Genomic DNA, 18,723 nt, shown 5'->3' with positions numbered 1-18,723 from the left:
GCGACCATCCGGGCGGTGCGCGGGGTGGTGAACGGGAAGGCGTAGATCTGGCCGTGCGGGTGGGCGAGGGTGACGCCGATCTCGGCGCCCCGGTTCTCGAAGCAGTAGACCTGCCGCACACCGGGCAACGCGGAGAGTTCGGCGGTGCGGTCCGTCCACGCGTCCAGGACCAGGCGGGCGCGTCCGGGGGTGAGGTCGGCGAAGGAGGCGTCGTGGTCAGCGGTGAAGCACACCACCTCGCACCGGCCGGACGCGGGACCGCGGGTGTGCAGCGGGCCGGACTCCGCGGGCACGTGGTCGGCCGCGTCGAACGAGAGCGACGGGAAGCGGTTCTCGAAGACCGCGACCTCGTAGTCGAGGGCCGGGATCTCGCTCGACCAGTCCGGCCGGGAGGGGCAGAGCGGGCACTCGTCGGCGGGCGGGAGGTGGGTGCGGGCCTGGCGGTGGGCGGCGATGGTGACCCAGTCGCCGGTGGCGGGGTCGAGCCGGATCGCGGAGAGGCTGGTGGTGGCTTCCAGCGGCCGCGGGTCGGTGGCGTCGCGGACCACGGACTCGTCGGTGTCGTAGTAGGTCAGCTCGCGGCCGTCCGCGAGCTTGGTGGCGGTCTTCTTCACTGTTCTGCCTTCCGGGACCTCCGGCACACGTCACGGAGGTCGGCGTTTCCAGGATGGTCGGCGGCGTCGGCGGCGCCCATGGCGGAGGCCGCCTCCGGTGGGGGGCGGAGGCGGCCTCCAGGGGAGCTCAGGAGCGGGCGGGTCAGGCCGGCAGGCCGACGGCCCGCTCGCGGCCGCGCCGCTGCTGGATGACCACGGCGGCGACCAGCAGGAGCCCCTGGGCGACGTTCTGCCAGAAGGTGTTGATGCCCTGGACGGTGAGGCCGTTCTGCAGGGCTCCGAGCAGGGCGACGGCCAGCAGGGTGCCGCCGATCCCGCCCTTGCCGCCCTTGAGGGCGCAGCCGCCGAGGGCGGCGGCGGTGATGGCCTGGAGTTCCAGGCCCTCGCTGCCGGAGACGGGCTGTCCGGAGCCGGTGCGCGCGGTGAGCAGCACACCGGCCACGGCCGCGACCATGCCGGTGAGCGCGTACACCGAGAGCAGGTACTTGTTGAGGTTGATGCCGGCCAGCCGCGCGGCGGTGTCGTTGCCGCCGAGGGCGTAGATGTTGCGCCCGATGTCGGTGTACGTGAGCAGGACGTGCACGGCGGCGGCGATCAGGATGAGGATCCACACCATCGTCGGCAGGCCGGCGATCTTGCCGCGGCTGAGGAAGACGAAGAGCGGGTCGCCGAGCACGTAGCCCTGGGCCCGTCCGTCGGAGATCAGCTGGGCGACGCCCTTGTACGCGGCCAGTCCGGCCAGGGTGGCGATGGTCGGGTTGACCCGGCCGTAGATGATCACGGCGCCGTTGAGCAGGCCGACGGCGGCGCCGACCAGGACGGCCGCGCCCATGCCGAGCAGCGCGCTGGAGCCGGTGGAGGTGAACACCATCGCGCTCACCACGGAGGCGAGGCCGGCCTGGGAGCCCACCGAGATGTCCAGGCCGCCGCAGATGATCACCACCGTCTGGACCACGGCGAGCAGCCCGGCGATGGTCGCCGCCTCGGCGATCACCTGGATGTTGTTCCAGCTCAGGTAGTTGATGTCGAGCGAGCCGAACAGGGCGAGCACGGCCGCGAGGGCCAGCAGCAGGATGAGGTTCTGGCCACCGACGACGTCGAGCAGCGCCCGCGGACCGGTCGGCCGCGCGGGCCCGGCCGGGGCCTGCGGCCGCTGGTCGGCGGTGGCGGAGGGGGTGGTCATCGGGCAACTCCGGTGGTGGCGTCGGTGTCGGTGGTACGGGGGCCGGTGGCGAGGTCATCCGTCATGGCCAGGGCGAGGACGGCCTCCTCGGAGGCCTCGGCGCGACCGAGTTCGCCGGTGATCCGGCCGTTCTGCATGACGAGGATCCGGTCGGCCAGGCCGAGGACCTCGGGCAGCTCGGAGGAGATCACCAGGACGGCGACGCCGTCCCGGGCCAGGTCGGCGATGATCTGGTAGATCTCGGCCTTGGCTCCGATGTCGACACCGCGGGTCGGTTCGTCCAGGATCAGCAGCTCGGGGCGGCGGGCGAGCCAGCGGGCGAGCACCACCTTCTGCTGGTTGCCGCCGGAGAGCGTCCGGACCTCGGTCTCGATCGAGGGGGCGCGCACCCGCAGCCGGTCCGCGTACTCCTGGGCGAGCTGCTTCTCGGCGGCGCGCTTGACGAAGCGCCGGCGGCGCAGCCGGTCGAGGCTGACCAGGGAGGTGTTGTCCCGGATGGCGCGGTGCAGGAACAGCGCCTGGGCCTTGCGTTCCTCGGGGGCCAGGCCGAGGCCGGCCCGGATCGCGTCCCTGGGCGAGCGCAGGCGCACCGCCCGGCCGCCGAGGAGGATCTCGCCGGAGCGGATCGGCGCGTCCCCCGCGAGGGCGAGGGCCAGTTCGGACCGGCCGGCGCCGATCAGCCCGGCGAGGGCGACCACCTCGCCGGCCCGGACCTGGAGGCTGACGTCGCGCACGTCGTCGGTGGTGAGGCCGCGGACGTCCAGCACCACCCGGTCGGTGGCGACGTCCTGGCGGACGAACAGGCCGGCCAGGTCGCGGCCGACCATCAGCCGGACCAGCTCGCGCTCGTCGGTCTCGGCGGCGGGCAGGACGCCGGTGAGGGTGCCGTCGCGCAGGACGGCGACCCGGTCGGCGAGCCGGAAGATCTCCTTCATCCGGTGCGAGACGTAGACGATCGCGATGCCCTGGTCGCGCAACCGGCCGATCAGGGCGAACAGCGCCTCCACCTCGTGCTCGGAGAGGGAGGAGGTGGGCTCGTCGAAGGCGATCGCCCGGGGTGGCACGGCGCCGGTGAGCGCTCGCATGATTTCGACCAACTGCCGCTGGGCGGCGGTGAGTTCTGATCCGAGCAGGTCGGGGTCGAGGACCTGCTCGAAGCCGAGTGCGGCGAGGTCGGCGGTGATCCTGCGGCGCAGTTCGGCGCGGTCGAAGCGGCGGCCGGCCCGCCGGGGGAGGCTGCCGGCGTAGACGTTCTCGGCGACCGACACGTGCGGGATGATCTCCGGCTCCTGCGGGATGATCCGGATGCCCGCGCGGCGCGCGTCGGTCGGCGAGGAGAGGTCGAGGGGGGCGCCGTCGAGCAGGACCCGGCCCTCGGTCGGGCGGTGGTCGCCGCTCAGGATGCGCAGCAGGGTCGACTTCCCGGCGCCGTTCTCGCCCATCAGGGCGGTGACCTGCCCGGGCGGGAAGGCGACGGTGACGCCGTGCAGTGCCCGGACGCTGCCGAAGGCCTTGCCGACGTTCTCGGCGGCCAGGCCGAGGGCGGGCTGCGGGGACGGTCCGGCGCCGGGCGGGGACTCGGGTGCGGTCATGTGTGCCTCGCTGGAGGTGCGAATCGGAGGTTCTGGTGCGGCACCGTCAGCTGCAGGTCATGCCGCTGCTCTGCCAGGTGGCGGCGTCGACCATGGTGGTGGAGGCGAAACCCTCGGCGGGGAAGTCCTTGTTGTTCTTGAGCTTGTCGTACATGGTCTGGACGGCCAGCGCGCCGACGTCCTTGCCGTTGATGAAGAGTGCGGCCTTCATGCCGGAGGGCTTGCCGCTGGTCCAGTCCTTGCAGGCGAGGTAGGCGCCGAGGCCGACGCCGGCGATGTCGTCGGGGCTGACGCCGGCGTTCTGCAGGGCGGTGACGGATCCCTGGACGTTCTCGTCGTTGCAGCCCCAGACGATCCAGTGCTTGACGCCGGGGTTGGCGGTGAGGGTGGCGGCGGTCTTGTCCTGGGCGCCGGTGGGGGTGTTGTCGGTGGCGACGTCGATGTTCTTCACGCCGTCACCGGCGGCCTGGGTGAATGCGGCCTTGGCGGCCTTGACGCGGTCGCCGCAGACGGTGACGTCCTGCTTCCAGGCGGAGATGATCCGGGTGTCGGCCGCGTTCCAGCCGGCCTTCTTGAACTCGGCGGCGGCGCGCTTGCCGACCTCGCCGCCCATCTGCTCGCCGCTGAACCCGACCCGCGGGACCAGATCGCTCTTCGCGCAGGCGGCCGGGGCCGGGCCGGTCACGCAGATCTGGTCGTCGGAGGTGAGCAGGGCGACCTTGGCGTCCTTGGCGGTCTGTACGACCTGCGGGCCCACCGCCGGGTCCGGCACGACCACGATCAGCCCGTTGCTCTTGCCGGCGATCGCCGACTGGACCTCGCTGACCGTCTTGTTGGCGTCGTCGCCCAGGTTCACGACCTTCAGGTCCACCCCCAGCTCCGCGGCCTTCGCCTTCGCACCCGCCGCCTCGCCGACGAAGTACTCCTGATCCCCCTGCTTCTGCAGGTACGTCAGCGACACCTTGCCTTCGACCTTTGCCGTGTCACCCGCACCCGACGACGACTCCTGGCCCGTCGAACACCCCACGACGGCTACGAGGGACACGCAGCCCAGTACGGCAACGGACAGGACCCGACCAGGACGACGAATGAACATGCGAAAGGCTCCCGACAAGGAGAAGGTGAGGGGGAAGGGCTTGCGGAGAGACCCCGCGTAGCCGGTACCGCTTGAATCAAACACAATCGATCAGAACTCAACTTGATCAAACGTGCTCGCACAGGAAACTCCCCGGCCGGGCGTTCGTCAAGACCTTCGTTCCGCTCACGTCAATTCGAGACGATCCCGTTATCCGCCGGAGCCGCACCGCCCCACCCCACCCGCTCTCCCCGCCGGGAGTCGAGTGACCGACTACCGTCACCAGCCGGTCAGTTGACCGACTCTGCGACGATCACCTCGCCCACCCGCTCGGCCACGACGGCCCGCCGCTCGGCGGACAGCCCCTCGTCGGTGACCAGCACGTCGACCTGGTCCAGGGTGGCGAAGGTGGCCAGGCCGACGGTGTCCCACTTGGTGTCGTCGGCGACCACGACCACCCGGCGCGCGGAGCCGATGAACACCCGATTTGTCTCCGCCTCGGCCAGGTTGGGCGACGTCAGCCCGGCCTCGGCGGAGATGCCGTGGCAGCCCAGGAAGAGCACGTTGACGTGCAGCGAGCGGATCGCCTGGTCGGCGAGCGGGCCCACCAGGGCGTCGGAGGGCGTGCGGATCCCGCCGGTGCGCAGCACGGTGGTCCCGGCCCCCGCACCCGGGCCGGCCTGCTCGAACACCTCGGCGATCCGCAGCGAGTTGGTCACCACGGTCAGCCCGTCCACCGACGCCAGCTCCCGGGCCACGGCGTGCGTGGTCGTACCCGCGCCCAGGCCCACGGCCATCCCGGGCCGGACCAGTTCCGCGGCGGCCCGGGCGATCGCCTCCTTGGCCGACGGCTGCCAGGACGACTTCGCCTCGAAGCCCGGCTCCTGGCTGCTCGGGGCACCGGCCGGGACGGCCCCGCCGTGCACCTTGTCCAGCAGCCCCTGCCGGGCGAGGGCGTCCAGGTCCCGGCGGATGGTCATGTCCGAGACGCCGAACTCACGGGTGAGTTCGTTCACCCGTACCCCGCCCCGCTGCCGGAGCCATTCGAGGATCATCGCGCGCCGCTGCCGCGCCAGCAGCTGTGCGTTGTCAGTCACGTGGCACTCCTAGGTCAGCACGCGGACGCGGCCGGCCCACGGGCGGCACGGCCCGACGGCCCGACCGTTTCGGGTGCGTCTGTTGTGGTGGAACGTGTGACTATACGTCTCCGATTCGTGGTAACCGGGGTGTGGCGAGGGTGCCGTGGAAGCTCGGTGCCCGCCTCGTCCTCGTCGTCGCTGAACGGCCTTGCGGCAGGCACGTGGTCGGCTTGGTCCTCGTGGTCCGGTTGGTCCACATGGTCCGGTCGGCCGACATGGCCCGGTTGGCCCACGTGATCCGGTCGGTCCGCTGCTCGGTCACGTCCGGGCCGAGTGAGTGCCAGAGGTGACAGCGCGATCGCCTGTTCAGATGTGTTGAGTAATGTCGAAAGCACCGGAAGCCGCTCGGGCCCCAGTCAGGGCCGACGCAGCCCGGCAGCTCGCCCTGGTCCGGCCCAAGTGCCGCTCGCGGCAGCGATAACGAGCGAGTATCGGCCTGCATCTCGTGGTCGCGAGATCTTGACGGCCAGATGAACGTGGCGTTTCCTAGCAGTTCTGCGTTCGAATGCGTTGGCTTCTGAGCGATTTGAACGTTCAAACGCTCACGCTCACCCTGCCCTGCCCTTCCGCCCTCACGCTTACTCTGCCCTGCCCTCCTGCCCTTCCGTCCTCGCGTTCATCCGCACCGCCGGCCGCACGTCGGGCGGTCGCCGTTCAAAGGAACCAGGCCATGCGCACCACTCGAGCCCGCCGACCGGCGCCCGCCGCCGCCGTCGGCGCGGCCGCTCTCGCTCTGGCGCTGACCGGATGCTCGGGCGGAGGGCAGAGCACCTCGGGCCACGGCCCGATCTCCATCACCTTCCTCCAGAAGCAGGGCGACCAGGGATACTTCGTCGACGAGGCGGCCGGAGCCAAGGCCAAGGCCCGCGAGCTCGGCGTCGAGCTGACCGTCGTGAACGTCGGCAACGACCGCGACCGCTCGCTCGCGGAGGCCAAGAAGGCGATCGACAACAAGACGAGCGGCCTCATCGCCGTCGTCCCCGATCCCTCCGCGGGCCCCGAACTCGTCGCCCTCACCCGTCAGGCGGGCCTTCCGCTGCTCTCCGCCGACGACCAGATCTGCGCCGACTACACCGATCCCAGTGCCTGTTTCACCAAGGGACTGGTGCCCCGGGTCGGCTTCAACGGCGCCACCATGGGCGCCGCGGTGGGTGAACGCGCGGCCACCGAGTACACCAAGGCCGGCTGGAAGGCCGCCGACACCTGGACGCTGTCGATCGGGAACAGCGACATCCCGGTCTGCCGGGACCGGATGAACGCGGCGGTGGACGCGTTCTCCGTCCACGCCGGTGCCGTGCTGAAGACCGCGAAGGTGTGGACGGAGAACACCGTCGAGGACGCCCACCACCGAACCGCCTACACCCTCGCCCCCAAACCCGGCGTCAAGCACTGGGTGGTCTGGGGCTGCAACGACGAGGACACCGAGGGCGGCATCCAGGCCCTGACCGAGGCGGGCTTCGGACCGGACAACATCATCGGCATGGGCATCGGGGCCTACCTCGCCTGCAAGGACTGGCTGCCCGGCAAACCCGCCGCGATGCGGGCCGCGCTCCTCCTCAAGGGCTCCGAGGTCGGCGCGCTCGCCGTCCAACAGATGGTCGACCGGCTGAAGGACGGCAAGGAGCTCCCGCACGAGACCACCGTCCCCGCCACCATGGTCGACCCCTCCAACTGGCAGGCGTCCGGCGCCGTCTGCACCTGACGGCCTCGGGAGCGACGGCCGACACGGCCGGTGTCCGACGAACCGCGCATCACCCTGCAGGCGGTCGTTCCCTGCCGGCAGGTGTTCAGCGGGACCCAGCACGCTTGGCCCGGCGCCTGTCGCCTCACCCATCGCCTCAGCCGGCGCGCGACGCCTCCCTCGGCCTTGGGCCGCCCGGATGCGCTACCTGGTTGGGTCTTTGCTGCTGGTGCCCTGACTCGCGGCCGATCCCGCTCTGTCAGCCTTGGGTGAGACGTCCGAGTCCTGGAGGCCGCCGAGTCCGGACGCCTCTACTGGCGAGACGGGCAGGCAACACGGCACGGCGTGTGGACCGGTGGCCGGCGGATCAGCCGCGAGTGGACCGAGGCCCTGTTCGTCGCCGAGACTTCCTCGTCGCCGTCCGTCAGGAGGGCGGCACCCGCTTACTGTCCCCAACTCCGCTGGGCCAGGCCGCCCTTGAGCTGGTTCGCCTCCATCCGGCCGGGCTTCACGACAGCGGCCGAGACGCCTACGAGGCACGGTTCGCCCGAGTCCGGCGACGCCACAAGTGCCGAGACGACCAGAAGGCCGCCGCCCGCGTACTCCAGCCCCTCGACTCCAGCGCGCGCAAGCGGTACCGAAGCCGGTCACGCCCACCGAACCGAGGGCTCGCGCCGAGCGCGATGCCATCGACCGACGGGAGGGCAAGGGCCGCCTCAGTCCCCACGCAGTACTCCCGTCCCCATGTAACCGTGCCCATCGCCGACGCATGGACAGTGCCCATTCGGCCTTTTCATGCATTGGTTGTCGGTTCGAGTCCGACATGGCCTCCGCACGGCGGGAGCGGGGCCAGCCCCTTTCACCTGCTACGGACCGCCCCGGCCGGAGATCACCGGCTGGGGCGCTCCGGCGTTTCAGGAATCGCGCGGGGGCGCCCCGGTACCGACATGGGTGGCCGGTACCGGGGCAGTGTGCGTTCTCCTACTCGTCGAAGTGCACCGACTTGAACAGCCGCAGGGGCCCGGCCGTCGCGCCCGCCTTCAGAACCGTCCACGGACCCTGGCAGTCCGGTTCCAGGAAGAGGTTGACGTCCGAGTCAGTGCGGTTGATCGGGCTGAAGGCGTCCCAGAGCGGATGCCCCACGATCTCGGGGATGTTGATGCAGTGGGTGGCGGTCGGGTCTTGCAGCAACGACGTTTTCGTGGATCCCGGGAGGCCGTAGTGGTAGTCTAGGCGGCCATTGGCCGCGTGGGCCGAGGTGGGAATCGCCACGGTGAGGACCAGGGCGCCGAGAGCGGCACCGACCGCATGACGAAGACGAAGACGCATAGGGGTTTCCTTTGCTCGGAGGCGGCCAACCGGAGGCAGGCCATCCGATCCGAGCATGGGCCAGACGTTCCCTCCGCGGGCCTCGACACGAAGGCGCACAGGGGTGACCAAGGGGCACGCGAGGATGACGCGGCCGGGCCTTTCATGCTGTGCCGCGGACTTCCAGAGCCCGTCGGAGAGTCACTGCCGCCGAACAACTCCTCGCAGACTAACGCTCGAAACAGCGCGCAAACTACGAGCCGAAACCCCAGCTCGAAGACAACGGGCTCGCAAACTACCCATCGGAGTCACACCTGACGCCCGGCGCGACGCGGCGGAAGGCCGACGGCCTGGGGGCGCCGCCGGTCCGGCGTAAGGCGAGGAAGTGGCGGACGGCGATCTCGGTGTCCGCCGGACCATCGTGCGCTGCACACGTCCCCGCGCCCCCGTCAGGCGACGGCGACCGGCTCCGCCGGAACCGCCGAGGGCGCCTCCAGGGACGCGAGCCGCCGCAGGCTGGCCCGGCGTTGGAGGGCGGCGAGGGCGGTGGAGGCCGCGCCGAGGGTGAGCCAGCCGGCCGGGCCGGCGGCCATCACCACGCCGGTCAGGAGCATCGGGCCGACGGACTTCTGCACGGACTGGGACATCCCGGCGACGCCCAGGTAGGAGGCCCGGGCACGGGGCGGGGCGAGGCTGACCGCCAGTTCCCAGGAGCTGACCGAGCGCATCAGTTCGGCGAGCGTGACCAGCGCCGCGGCGGCCAGCAGGGCGAGCGAGGCGGTGAGCGGTCCGCCACCGGTGGAGAGCGCGATCAGCAGGCAGCTCGCGAACAGGGTGACGCCGTACCAGCCGACCGCCCTGATCGCGCCGCGCGGGCGCTCGGCCCAGGCGGAGAACCGGAGTTGGAGCAGCACCACCAGGGCGGTGTTGAGGGTGAGGAAGACCGGGACGACGGCGTGCGGCGCGTCGGTGTGGTGGATCAGCCAGAGCGGGAGGCCGACGTTGAGGACGGAGTCGTCCAGGCACATCGGCAGGTCCAGCAGGACGAACAGCAGGTAGCCGCGGTCCCGCCAGGGGCTCGGCACGGCGCCGGCGGTGGTCTCCCCGCCGTCCGACGGTACGGGCGCCGCCGGGGAGGCCGTCACCAGGCCCCGCCCGGCCGGCTCCCCGGTGCGCCGGATCAGCGCGGCGGCCAGCAGGTACGAGAGCGCGTTGGCCACGATCAGCACCCGGTAGGCGGTCGTGGTCCCGACGGCCAGGCCGATGGCCGCGAAGCCCGTCCCGACCGCGTACCCGCCGTTGGCGACGCTGCGGAACAGCGCCTGGTAGGTGGCGCGCCGCTCGCCCGCGACCCGGGTGGCGAACAGCATCTCCAGGGTCTTGGCACCGCGCTCGGCGAGGCAGGTCAGGGCGACGGACACCAGCAGCGCGGTGAAGTCGTCGACCACCAGCAGCAGCGCCATGGTGGCCACCCGCAGCAGGTGGCAGCCGGTCAACAGGCCGCGCACCGACAGCCGTTCGGCGGCCCGCCCGGCGAGCGGGGAGCCGATGATCCCGGCCACCGCGCCGACGCCGAGCAGCAGTCCGAGCCGTCCGGCGTCCATCCCGCAGACGTAGGTGAAGTACAGGACCGAGGCGGCGGCCCACACTCCGGTGCCGGTCCGGTCCACGCCCTGGGCCAGCAGCATGATCCGCGCGTCCCGCCCGCCCGGCGGCCGCCGCAGCTGCGCCCACAGTCCGTTCCCCCGCATGACAGGTCCTCGTTTCGCGTCCACCATCAATCTCGACATCAAGATACTTCACGTCGAGATAGATGTGGAACCCCGAATCCGGAACCGCGAATCCGGAACCCCGGCCCCGGCTCCCCACCACCGAACCCGCCGGCGACCCCCTCGCGGATCCACCCCGGCAACCGTCCCGAAATGAGGGAGTCCCTGCCCGACACACGGCGTTGTTACCATCGACCGACGGCCACGGCGACGTAGCGGGACCCGGCGGGATGGCGCGGGCCACAGCGGGCCGGGGCGGCGCGGGACTGCGCGGGGCGGGTCGGCATGCGGCAGACGGGGGTCGGGCGCAATGATTCGGATCTTGTTGGCTGAGGACATGCGCATCCTGCGCGGGGCCCTGGTCGCCCTCCTCACCCTGGAGGAGGACCTGGAGGTGGTCGCCGAGGTCGCGACCGGCAACGGCATCCTCGCCGCGGCACTGGAGCACCGGCCGGACGTCGCCGTCATCGACGTCAACCTGCCCGGCCTGGACGGGATCACCGCGGCCCGCCAGGTGCGGACCGAGCTGCCCGGCTGCCGGACGCTGATCCTCACCGCCCTCGACCAGCCGGGGATGATCCGCCGGGCGATGGACGCCGGGGTGCACGGCTACCTGCTCAAGGACGCCCCGCCGTCCGAACTCACCGCCGCCATCCGCACGGTGGCCGGCGGGCGCCGGGTGATCGACCCCCAGCTGGCGGTCGCCCTGTGGGACCGCGGCCAGAACCCGCTGACGCCCCGCGAGACCGATGTGCTGGCCCGCGCCTCGGCGGGCGAGGAGGCCGTCGACATCGCCGGACAGCTCCACCTGTCCGTCGGCACCGTACGGAACTACCTCACCACCGCCGTGGTGAAGCTCAGCGCGCGAAATCGGCTGGACGCGGTTCGAATCGCTCGGGACAACGGCTGGATACCGTGACCTCCCGCCCGGCCTCGACCGGGCAGTCCGCCACCACGTGGAACCAGCCCTCCCGGTCGACGATCGACGTCAGGCTGCCGCCGATCCGCTCCACCCGCTGCGTCAGGTTGTCCAGCCCGCCGCCCCGGCGCCGCACCCGGGGCGCCTTCGGCCGCACCCCGTCGTTGGAGAGGGTGAGCCGCACCCGCCCGCCCCGCCGGCGGACCGAGATCCGGCAGTGCCGCACCTCGCTGTGCCGCAGCAGGTTGGTCACCCCCTCGCGCAGCACCGTCGCCAGCACCGTGTTGACCTCCGGCGAGCCGACCTCCACCAGTGGCTCCACCACGGTCTTGATCCCGGCGGCGTCCAACACCCCGTGCACCGAGTCGAGTTCGTCGGCGAAGCGCATCTCCCGGTAGCCCCAGGCCACTCCGCGGACGTCCGCGAGCGCCTGCCGGGTGATGGTCAGCACCTCGGACAGTTCGACTCTGGCCCGCTCGTCGTCGCGGCCCATCAGCCGGTACGTCAGCTCGTTCTTGAGCATGATCGCCGAGAGGCTGTACCCCAGCAGGTCGTGGAGGTCCCGGGCGACCCGCAGCCGCTCCCGGTCGACGGCCAGCCTGGTCACCTCGGCGCGCACCCGGTGGAGTTCGGCGACCAACTCGGCGACCCTGGTCAGCCCGTAGACGATCAGGCCGATCACCACCGTCGACGTGGTGAGCCAGGCGACACCCAGCACATCGCCCGAGAGCACCTCCGCCAGCAGACCGGTGGAGGCCGCCTCGACCGCGAACAGGGGCCAGGCCAAACGGGGTTGGAGCAGCAGCAGGGTCGAGCCGGCCAGGAACCCGGCCATGCCACCCCAGTTGAGGCCGCAGAGCACCATCGGAAGGTAGGTGAGCGCGGCCTGCACGGCGAGGCTCAGCCGGCCGTGGCGGTCGCGGAACCGCCGGCCGGCGGGCAGACAGTGCAGCAGTTGCAGGGCGAACACCCCGACCGAGGCGCTCAGCGCTCCGGCCAGGCGGGCCGGAGTCGGCTGCTCGGCAAGGAGGTTGAGGACCATCATGAAGGCGATGCCGCACTGGACACCGAGCGCCATGCGGACAGCGAGTCGGGACGGAAGTTTCTCATCGGGCAGGCGTGACATCCGGTACTCCCCCGTACAGCGGACCTGGTCGCGGACTCGCCATCGACTCTATGCCGGACGGGCGGGCGCTGTCCGCAGGCCGTGTTCGAAGGCTGCTGTTCGAGCCGAACTCCACCCACCGCGTGGATGGTTGGGCGTCATCGGCCCCGCGCCTCCCGGCCCCCCGGGAGCGTGCCGCGACGACGACCGAGGAGAGCCCCCGTGACGACCACCGACCGCACCCCGACCGACTCCACCCCGACCACCCGACGAGCGCAGGACGGACGCCTGGAGGAAGTGGCGGACGGCGTCTTCGCGTACGTCCAGCCCGACGGCGGCTGGTGCCTGAGCAACGCCGGCCTGATCGTGTCGGACGGCCGCTCGGCACTGGTCGACACCACCGCGACCGAGGCCCGCACCCGCCGACTGCGCGAGGCCGTCGCCACGGTAGCCCCCGAGATGCCGACGTACCTGGTCAACACCCACTTCCACGGCGACCACGCGTTCGGCAACTTCGTCTTCCCCGAGGCCGTGGTGGTCGGCCACGAACGCACCCGGACCGAGATGACGGCCGCCGGACTGCACCTGACCACGCTGTGGCCGGAGGTCTGCTGGGGCGAGGTCGAGCTGTCACCCCCCACCCTCACCTACCGGGACGGGGTGACCCTGCACGTCGGCGGCACCGTCGCCGAGGTGATCCACCCCGGGCCGGCCCACACCGGCAACGACTCGGTGGTCTGGCTGCCCGAGCAGCGGGTGCTGTTCACCGGGGACGTGGTGATGTCCGGGGTCACCCCGTTCTGCCTGATGGGCTCGGTGTCCGGGTCGATCGAGGTGGTCCGGCGGCTGCGCGCGCTCGGCGCCCGGACGGTGGTGGCCGGCCACGGCCCGGTGGCGGGCCCCGAGCTGTTCGACGAGACGGAGCGCTACCTGCGGTGGGTCCAGCAGGTCGCGGCGGACGGCCTGGCGGCCGGGCTGAGCCCGCTGGAGGCCGCCCGCGACTGCGAACTCGGCGAGTTCGCCGCCCTGCTCGACTCCGAACGGCTCGTCCCCAACCTGCGACGCGCCTACGCCGAACTGGGCGGGGCGCGGCCCGGCGCCGCGCTGGACGTCGGCGCGCTGTTCGCCGAGATGGTGGACTTTCACGGGCGGCTGCCGACCTGCCGGGCGTGAGGCCGCCACGGCTCGAAGACGCCCCGGTGGTACAGCACGGGCGTGCGCGGCAGCGTCTCGGCACCGTCCACCCGGGCCACGAAGATCCAGTGGTCGCCGGCCTCCAGGCTCCGCACCACCACGCACTCCGCATAGGCGAGCACCGCGTCGACCAGCACCGGCGCGCCGCCGGCCGCCACGGACGGCCGCCACCGCTGCCCGGCGAACTTGTGCTCCGCCCGGCCGGCGAAGGTCCGCGCGACGTCCTGGGCGCCGTCGGCCAGCACATTGAGCACGAAGGCGCCCGCGGTGTGCAGGGCGTCCAGGGTCTGCGAGCGGCGGTCCACGCACACCAGCAGCAGCGGCGGCTCGACGGACACCGCGGACACCGCGTTACAGGTCAGGCCGCGCGGCTCCCCGCCCGCGTCGATCGCCGTGACGATGGAGACCATCGTCGGGAAGGCGCCGAACAGGTCGCGAAAACCCCCCGCGTCCACGGCCATGCACGCTCACCCCATTCCCACTCGGTCGGGTCGACCGGTCCGGTCGTCCGGTCCACCGAAAGGCTGTTCACCGGAGCTGGACCGCCGGTGGACCGGCGCTGGAGGCGGCCCGGCGGACGGGCCGCCGCAGGCCGTCCCCACCGGCACCGCAGGCCGTCCCCACCGGCACCGCGGGCCGTCCCCATCAGTACCGCGGGGGCCCGTCCGACCCGCCCCACCTATGACCGGAGCACATCCCGCATGACGGCGTCACACCAGAATGCGTGACGGCGTCACTGGGCCCGTCCCCGCCCGGATGACATGCTCAACCGCAGGACGGAAAGCCAACCTTGAAGGGGGATCCCATCGTGGATATCGAGGTGTTGGGTCAGTTCTCCATCCGCGAGCACGGCAAGTCCATGGTTCCGAGCGCCGGCAAGCCCCGGCAGGTGCTGGCGCTCCTGGCGCTGCGCGCCGGCCGCATCGTCCCCGTGCCGACCCTGATGGAGGAGGTCTGGGGACAGCACATCCCGCGCAGTGCGGCCACCACGCTGCAGACGTACATCCTGCAGTTGCGCCGGAAGATCACGGCCACGCTGCCGGCCTCCGCCCAGCGGTCGGCCAAGGAGGTGCTGGTCACCTCCTTCGGCGGCTACCAGCTCGCCGTCCGCCCGGACAGCTGCGACCTCGCGGAGTTCGAGCGGCTGGCCGCACTGGGCAACGCCGAGCTGGACGGCGGCGACCCCCGGGTCGCGTCCGGGCAGCTCGGCCGGGCGCTGGCGCTGTGGCGGGGGCCGGCGCTGGTGGACGTGCCGGTCGGGCGGGTGCTGGAGACGGAGGTGCTCGGCATGGAGGAGACCCGGATGCAGGTGCTGGAGAAGCGGATCGAGGCCGATCTGCTGCTCGGCCGCCACCAGTTGCTGCTCGGCGAGCTGCGGATGCTCGTCGCGCAGCACCCGATGAACGAGAACCTCTGCTCGCTGCTCATGACGGCGCTGTACCGCTCGGGCAGCCCGTGGCGGGCCCTGGACGCCTTCCGGTCGCTGCGCCGGACGCTGATCGACGAGCTCGGCGTGGAGCCGTCGGCCCGGCTGCAGCGGCTGCACCAGGCGGTGCTGGCGGGCGATCCGGCACTGGAGGCGCGCGAGCCGGCCGAACCGGTCCGGCTGGCGTCCTGAGCCGAGGCGGGACGCCACGAGGGGAGGCCGCGGCGGGCCGTGCCGCCCGACAGCACTCCGCCCCGCTGGACCACGTCCAGCGGGGCGGAGTGCTGTCCGACACGGCCTACAGCTGGTCGTGGGTGACCAGCCGCGAGCGCAGCAGAAGGCCGTCCTCGCGCGCCTCCAGCACGTCGTGCACCACGCAGCTCGGCGCGATCACCGGCGTGCCGCCGGGCCGGACGGTCACCACCAGCGCGTACACCGTCGAGCGGATCGAGCCGTCCGGCTGGGCCTCCAGCGCGATGTGGTTGAACCAGTGCCGGCGCTGCACCGGGTCGTCGGCGAACCGCTCGTGGAAGCGCACCAGTTCGGCGACGATCCCGGCCCGGCCGACGGCGGGCTCGGCCTGCGGCGAGTGCTGGAACGTGCCGTCCTCGGTGAAGGTCGCGGCGTAGTCCGCGAACCGGCCGCCGTCCAGCGCCTGCATCTGGTGCGCATAGAAGTGCTGGACCTGCGAGTGGAGTTCGGTCTGTACGGGGGCGACAGTCATCGGCGGTCCTTCCGAGCAGAGGGGCGGGATTGCCCGCCCACCGTGCCCGGCCCGCCTCGAAGGGGGCTTGAGCGCCCGGCCCGGGCTCCTCCAGCCACCTTCCAGCCCGCCTCTAGCGCCGGCCGGAACGCTCGCTGCCGCACGCACCTACGGGCCGATCACCACAGTGGAGGCAGCATGACGAACGCAACACGGCCGGTGGCCCTGGTCACCGGTGCGACCAGCGGAATCGGCCTGGAGGTCGCGACCAGGCTCGCCCGGCTCGGCGCGAGCGTCTTCATCTGCGCCCGCCGGGACGAGGAACTCCGCTCCACCGTCAAGGAGTTGCGCGAGCAGGGCCTCGACGTCGACGGCACCGTCTGCGACGTCGCCCAGCCCGAGCAGATCCACGCCTACGTCCGGGCCGCCGTCGACCGCTTCGGCCCGGTCGACATCCTGGTCAACAACGCCGGCCGCAGCGGGGGCGGCGCCACCGCCGAGATCCCGGACGACCTGTGGATCGACGTGATCAACACCAACCTCAACAGCGTCTTCATGATGACCAAGACGGTGCTCAACGCCGGCGGCATGCTGGCCAAGGAGCGCGGACGGATCATCAACATCGCCTCCACCGGCGGGAAGCAGGGCGTGGTGCACGCCGCCCCGTACTCGGCCTCCAAGCACGGCGTGGTCGGGTTCACCAAGGCCCTCGGGCTGGAACTGGCCCGCACCGGGATCACCGTCAACGCGGTCTGCCCCGGCTTCGTCGAGACCCCGATGGCCGAGCGGGTGCGCGAGCACTACGGCGCCATCTGGCAGGTCGGACCGCAGGAGGTGCACGACCGGATCACCACCCGGGTGCCGCTCGGCCGCTACGTGGAGGTCCGCGAGGTGGCCGCGATGGTCGAGTACCTGGTGAGCGACGACGCGGCCGCCGTGACCGCGCAGGCGCTCAACGTCTGTGGCGGACTGGGGAACTACTGATGGCCGCCGCCAAGGTCGCCCTGGTCACCGGCTCCTCCTCCGGCATCGGCGCGGCGGTGGCCCAGCGCCTGGCCACCGCCGGGTACCGCGTGGTGGTCAACTCGGCCCGCTCGGTCGAGGCGGGCGAGAAGGTCGCCGCCGGACTGCCGGACGCCCACTACGTCCGGGCCGACATCTCGGTCGAGGCCGAGGCCCGGCGGCTCGTCGCCGAGACGGTGGCCCACTACGGGCGGCTCGACCTGCTGGTGAACAACGCCGGGTTCACCCGGCCCGTCCCGCACGCCGACCTGGTCGGCGCCGACCCCGAACTGTGGCGCACCGTCCTGGGATTGAACGTCATCGGCACCTGGCAGACCACGGTCGCCGCCATGCCCCACCTGACCGACACCGGCAGCGGCGCGGTGGTCAACATCTCCTCGGTGGCCGGCAGCCGACCGGCCGGCAGCTCGATCCCGTACGCGGTCAGCAAGGCCGCGATCGAGCACATGACCCGGCTGCTGGCGAACACCGTCGGCCCGCGGGTCCGGGTCAACGCGGTGGCGCCCGGCCTGATCGAGACGCCGTGGACCAGCGGCAAGGACTTCTTCGCGCCGATCGCGGCGAAGGTCCGGGAGAGCACCCCGCTGCGCCGCACGGGCCTGCCCGAGGACGTCGCCGAGGCCGTGCTGAGCCTGGCCGGGGCCGCCTACACCACCGGGCAGGTGCTGCTGGTCGACGGCGGCGCCCACCTGATCTGAGGACTGCCGCAAGGACCGCACAGCAAGGACCGCACTGCAAGGACCACGCAGCGAAGAGACCGAGGAGCGAGGAGCAACCGTGCGACTGGCAGCGAACCTGGTCTACCAAGGAGCCGCCGAACTGGCCGTTTCCGCCGAGGAGTTGGGCTATGCTTCGGTGCTCGCCCCGGAGGGCTACCGGTCCGACGCGCCCAGCGTGCTCGGCCTGGTGGCCGGCCGGACCGAACGGGTCGAACTGATCTCCGGCGTGATGCAGATCCCGGCCCGCCCACCGGGCCTGGCCGCGCTCACCGCCGCGACCCTGGACGCGCTCAGCGGGGGCCGGTTCCGGCTCGGGCTGGGCGTGTCCAACCCCGACGTGTCCGAAGGCTGGTACGGGGTGGCCTTCGACCACCCGCTGGAACGCACCCGCGAGTACGTGGAGATCGTCCGCCGGGCGCTGACCGGTGCCCCGGTCACCCACCAGGGCAAGCACTTCCAGCTGCCCCCCGCCGGACGCGACGGCGCCCCGCTGCACCTGCTCACCCAGCCGCTGCGGCCCCGGCTGCCGGTCTACCTGGCCGCCGTCGGCCCGCGGAACCTGCGGCTCACCGGGGAGATCGCGGACGGCTGGATCGGGGTGTTCACCTCGCCGGAGGCCGTCGCCAAGGCCGTCGCCGAACTGCGCACCGGCCGCGAACGCGCCGGCACCGACCTGACCGGCTTCGACGTACTGCCCAGCCTGCCCACCTCGGTCGCGGAGGACCTCCCGACCGCTGCCGACGCCCTGCGCGACCAGTACGTCTACCTGCTCGGCATCGGCGACCCGGCCCACAACTTCTACCTCGGGCTGGCCCGCGAGATGGGCTACGAGCGCGAAGTCGAGCTGTTCCAGCGGCGGTTGGCGGCCGGGGACCGCGCGGGAGCGGGCGCCGCGCTCCCGCTGGACTTCATCGACCGCACCTCGCTCTGCGGCCCGGTGCCCCGGCTCGCCGACCGGCTCCAGGCCTACGCGGAGGCCGGCGTCACCACCCTCGGGGTGATGGTCTCGGCCGCCGCCACCTCCCTCGACGGGCGGCTGCGGATCCTGCGGGCCGCCGCCGAGGCGCTGGACCGCTCCGGGGTCGGCGACTGACCGACCCGCCGCCCGACACCCGTGTACCGAGACAGGGAGCACCGCGGTGACGAACACCCAGGACACCTCCGGCGAGGTCCTGCTCGCCGACGACTTCCGCTCGCCCCGGCCCGCCCCCGACGGTCTGCCGTCCGGGTGGCGGGCCCGCCCCGCCGGCGGCCGCCCCGCCGGGGACGGCCG

The 18,723-nt window shown here is 72.2% G+C and carries 16 protein-coding genes and 1 pseudogene; 7 read left to right on the top strand and 10 right to left on the bottom strand.

The window, feature by feature from the left end:
• The 5 genes and pseudogenes from BG452_RS12800 to BG452_RS12780 all read right to left on the bottom strand — a co-directional run.
• Positions 1-614: pseudogene (locus BG452_RS12800) on the bottom strand (galactose-1-phosphate uridylyltransferase); the annotation flags it as partial.
• 142 nt (positions 615-756) lie between these two features.
• Positions 757-1,797, bottom strand: coding sequence for an ABC transporter permease (locus BG452_RS12795; protein WP_188304386.1), 1,041 nt, complete (start codon positions 1,795-1,797; stop codon positions 757-759).
• Complete coding sequence (locus tag BG452_RS12790; protein ID WP_188304385.1) at positions 1,794-3,389, bottom strand: sugar ABC transporter ATP-binding protein; 1,596 nt, start codon at positions 3,387-3,389, stop codon at positions 1,794-1,796. The genes BG452_RS12795 and BG452_RS12790 overlap by 4 nt, the downstream gene beginning before the upstream one ends.
• A gap of 46 nt (positions 3,390-3,435) precedes the next feature.
• Entirely contained in the window at positions 3,436-4,350 is a 915-nt protein-coding gene (locus BG452_RS12785) for a substrate-binding domain-containing protein (RefSeq protein ID WP_317621011.1), read from the bottom strand.
• 404 nt (positions 4,351-4,754) lie between these two features.
• Entirely contained in the window at positions 4,755-5,561 is an 807-nt protein-coding gene (locus BG452_RS12780; RefSeq protein WP_188304383.1) for a DeoR/GlpR family DNA-binding transcription regulator, read from the bottom strand.
• A gap of 712 nt (positions 5,562-6,273) precedes the next feature.
• Here BG452_RS12780 and BG452_RS12775 point away from each other — a divergent pair.
• Positions 6,274-7,305, top strand: a complete 1,032-nt coding sequence (locus tag BG452_RS12775; protein WP_188304382.1) for a substrate-binding domain-containing protein — start codon at positions 6,274-6,276, stop codon at positions 7,303-7,305.
• Between the two features lie 960 nt (positions 7,306-8,265).
• On the opposite strand, the gene BG452_RS12770 is transcribed toward BG452_RS12775, so the two are convergent.
• Together BG452_RS12770 and BG452_RS12765 are read right to left on the bottom strand one after the other, a co-directional pair.
• Positions 8,266-8,475, bottom strand: coding sequence for a hypothetical protein (locus tag BG452_RS12770; protein WP_188304381.1), 210 nt, complete (start codon positions 8,473-8,475; stop codon positions 8,266-8,268).
• A 566-nt stretch (positions 8,476-9,041) separates the two neighbouring features.
• Positions 9,042-10,343: an MFS transporter gene (locus tag BG452_RS12765; protein ID WP_188304380.1), complete on the bottom strand. Its 1,302-nt coding sequence runs from the start codon at positions 10,341-10,343 to the stop codon at positions 9,042-9,044.
• Between the two features lie 328 nt (positions 10,344-10,671).
• Between BG452_RS12765 and BG452_RS12760 the strand changes: the two genes are divergently transcribed.
• Positions 10,672-11,280 carry a DNA-binding response regulator gene (locus BG452_RS12760; protein ID WP_188304379.1) on the top strand — a complete coding sequence of 203 codons (609 nt, stop codon included), beginning with the start codon at positions 10,672-10,674 and terminating at the stop codon, positions 11,278-11,280.
• Here the strand turns inward: BG452_RS12760 and BG452_RS12755 are convergent.
• Positions 11,219-12,358 (bottom strand): sensor histidine kinase, encoded by a 1,140-nt coding sequence (locus BG452_RS12755; RefSeq protein WP_188304378.1) that lies wholly within the window; start codon positions 12,356-12,358, stop codon positions 11,219-11,221. The genes BG452_RS12760 and BG452_RS12755 overlap by 62 nt on opposite strands.
• Positions 12,359-12,607: 249 nt before the next feature.
• Here BG452_RS12755 and BG452_RS12750 point away from each other — a divergent pair, with 249 nt between their 5' ends.
• Positions 12,608-13,558 carry an MBL fold metallo-hydrolase gene (locus tag BG452_RS12750; protein WP_317621010.1) on the top strand — a complete coding sequence of 317 codons (951 nt, stop codon included), beginning with the start codon at positions 12,608-12,610 and terminating at the stop codon, positions 13,556-13,558.
• Here BG452_RS12750 and BG452_RS12745 read toward each other — a convergent pair.
• Entirely contained in the window at positions 13,528-14,040 is a 513-nt protein-coding gene (locus BG452_RS12745; protein ID WP_188304376.1) for a flavin reductase family protein, read from the bottom strand. The genes BG452_RS12750 and BG452_RS12745 overlap by 31 nt on opposite strands.
• Before the next feature lie 347 nt (positions 14,041-14,387).
• On the opposite strand from BG452_RS12745, the gene BG452_RS12740 reads away from it, so the two are divergent.
• Positions 14,388-15,197: a BTAD domain-containing putative transcriptional regulator gene (locus tag BG452_RS12740; protein WP_188304375.1), complete on the top strand. Its 810-nt coding sequence runs from the start codon at positions 14,388-14,390 to the stop codon at positions 15,195-15,197.
• A 106-nt stretch (positions 15,198-15,303) separates the two neighbouring features.
• Here the strand turns inward: BG452_RS12740 and BG452_RS12735 are convergent, their stop codons facing one another.
• A complete protein-coding gene (locus BG452_RS12735; protein ID WP_188304374.1) occupies positions 15,304-15,729 on the bottom strand; it encodes a nuclear transport factor 2 family protein in 426 nt (141 codons plus the stop codon).
• Between the two features lie 177 nt (positions 15,730-15,906).
• Here BG452_RS12735 and BG452_RS12730 point away from each other — a divergent pair, with 177 nt between their 5' ends.
• From BG452_RS12730 to BG452_RS12720, 3 genes are all read left to right on the top strand, one after another.
• Positions 15,907-16,692: an SDR family NAD(P)-dependent oxidoreductase gene (locus BG452_RS12730; RefSeq protein WP_188304373.1), complete on the top strand. Its 786-nt coding sequence runs from the start codon at positions 15,907-15,909 to the stop codon at positions 16,690-16,692.
• Positions 16,692-17,429: an SDR family NAD(P)-dependent oxidoreductase gene (locus BG452_RS12725; protein ID WP_188304372.1), complete on the top strand. Its 738-nt coding sequence runs from the start codon at positions 16,692-16,694 to the stop codon at positions 17,427-17,429. Before BG452_RS12730 ends, BG452_RS12725 begins: the two co-directional genes overlap by 1 nt.
• Positions 17,430-17,508: 79 nt before the next feature.
• Positions 17,509-18,543 (top strand): LLM class flavin-dependent oxidoreductase, encoded by a 1,035-nt coding sequence (locus BG452_RS12720; protein ID WP_188304371.1) that lies wholly within the window; start codon positions 17,509-17,511, stop codon positions 18,541-18,543.
• The last annotated feature ends 180 nt before the right edge of the window (positions 18,544-18,723 follow it).

The organism is Streptomyces sp. CBMA123 (assembly GCF_014596465.1).
In the GTDB taxonomy this organism is placed as follows: Bacteria; Actinomycetota; Actinomycetes; order Streptomycetales; family Streptomycetaceae; genus Kitasatospora.
The sequence above is the reverse complement of the archived record's forward strand: the minus strand, read 5'-3'. Positions and strand labels throughout refer to the sequence as shown.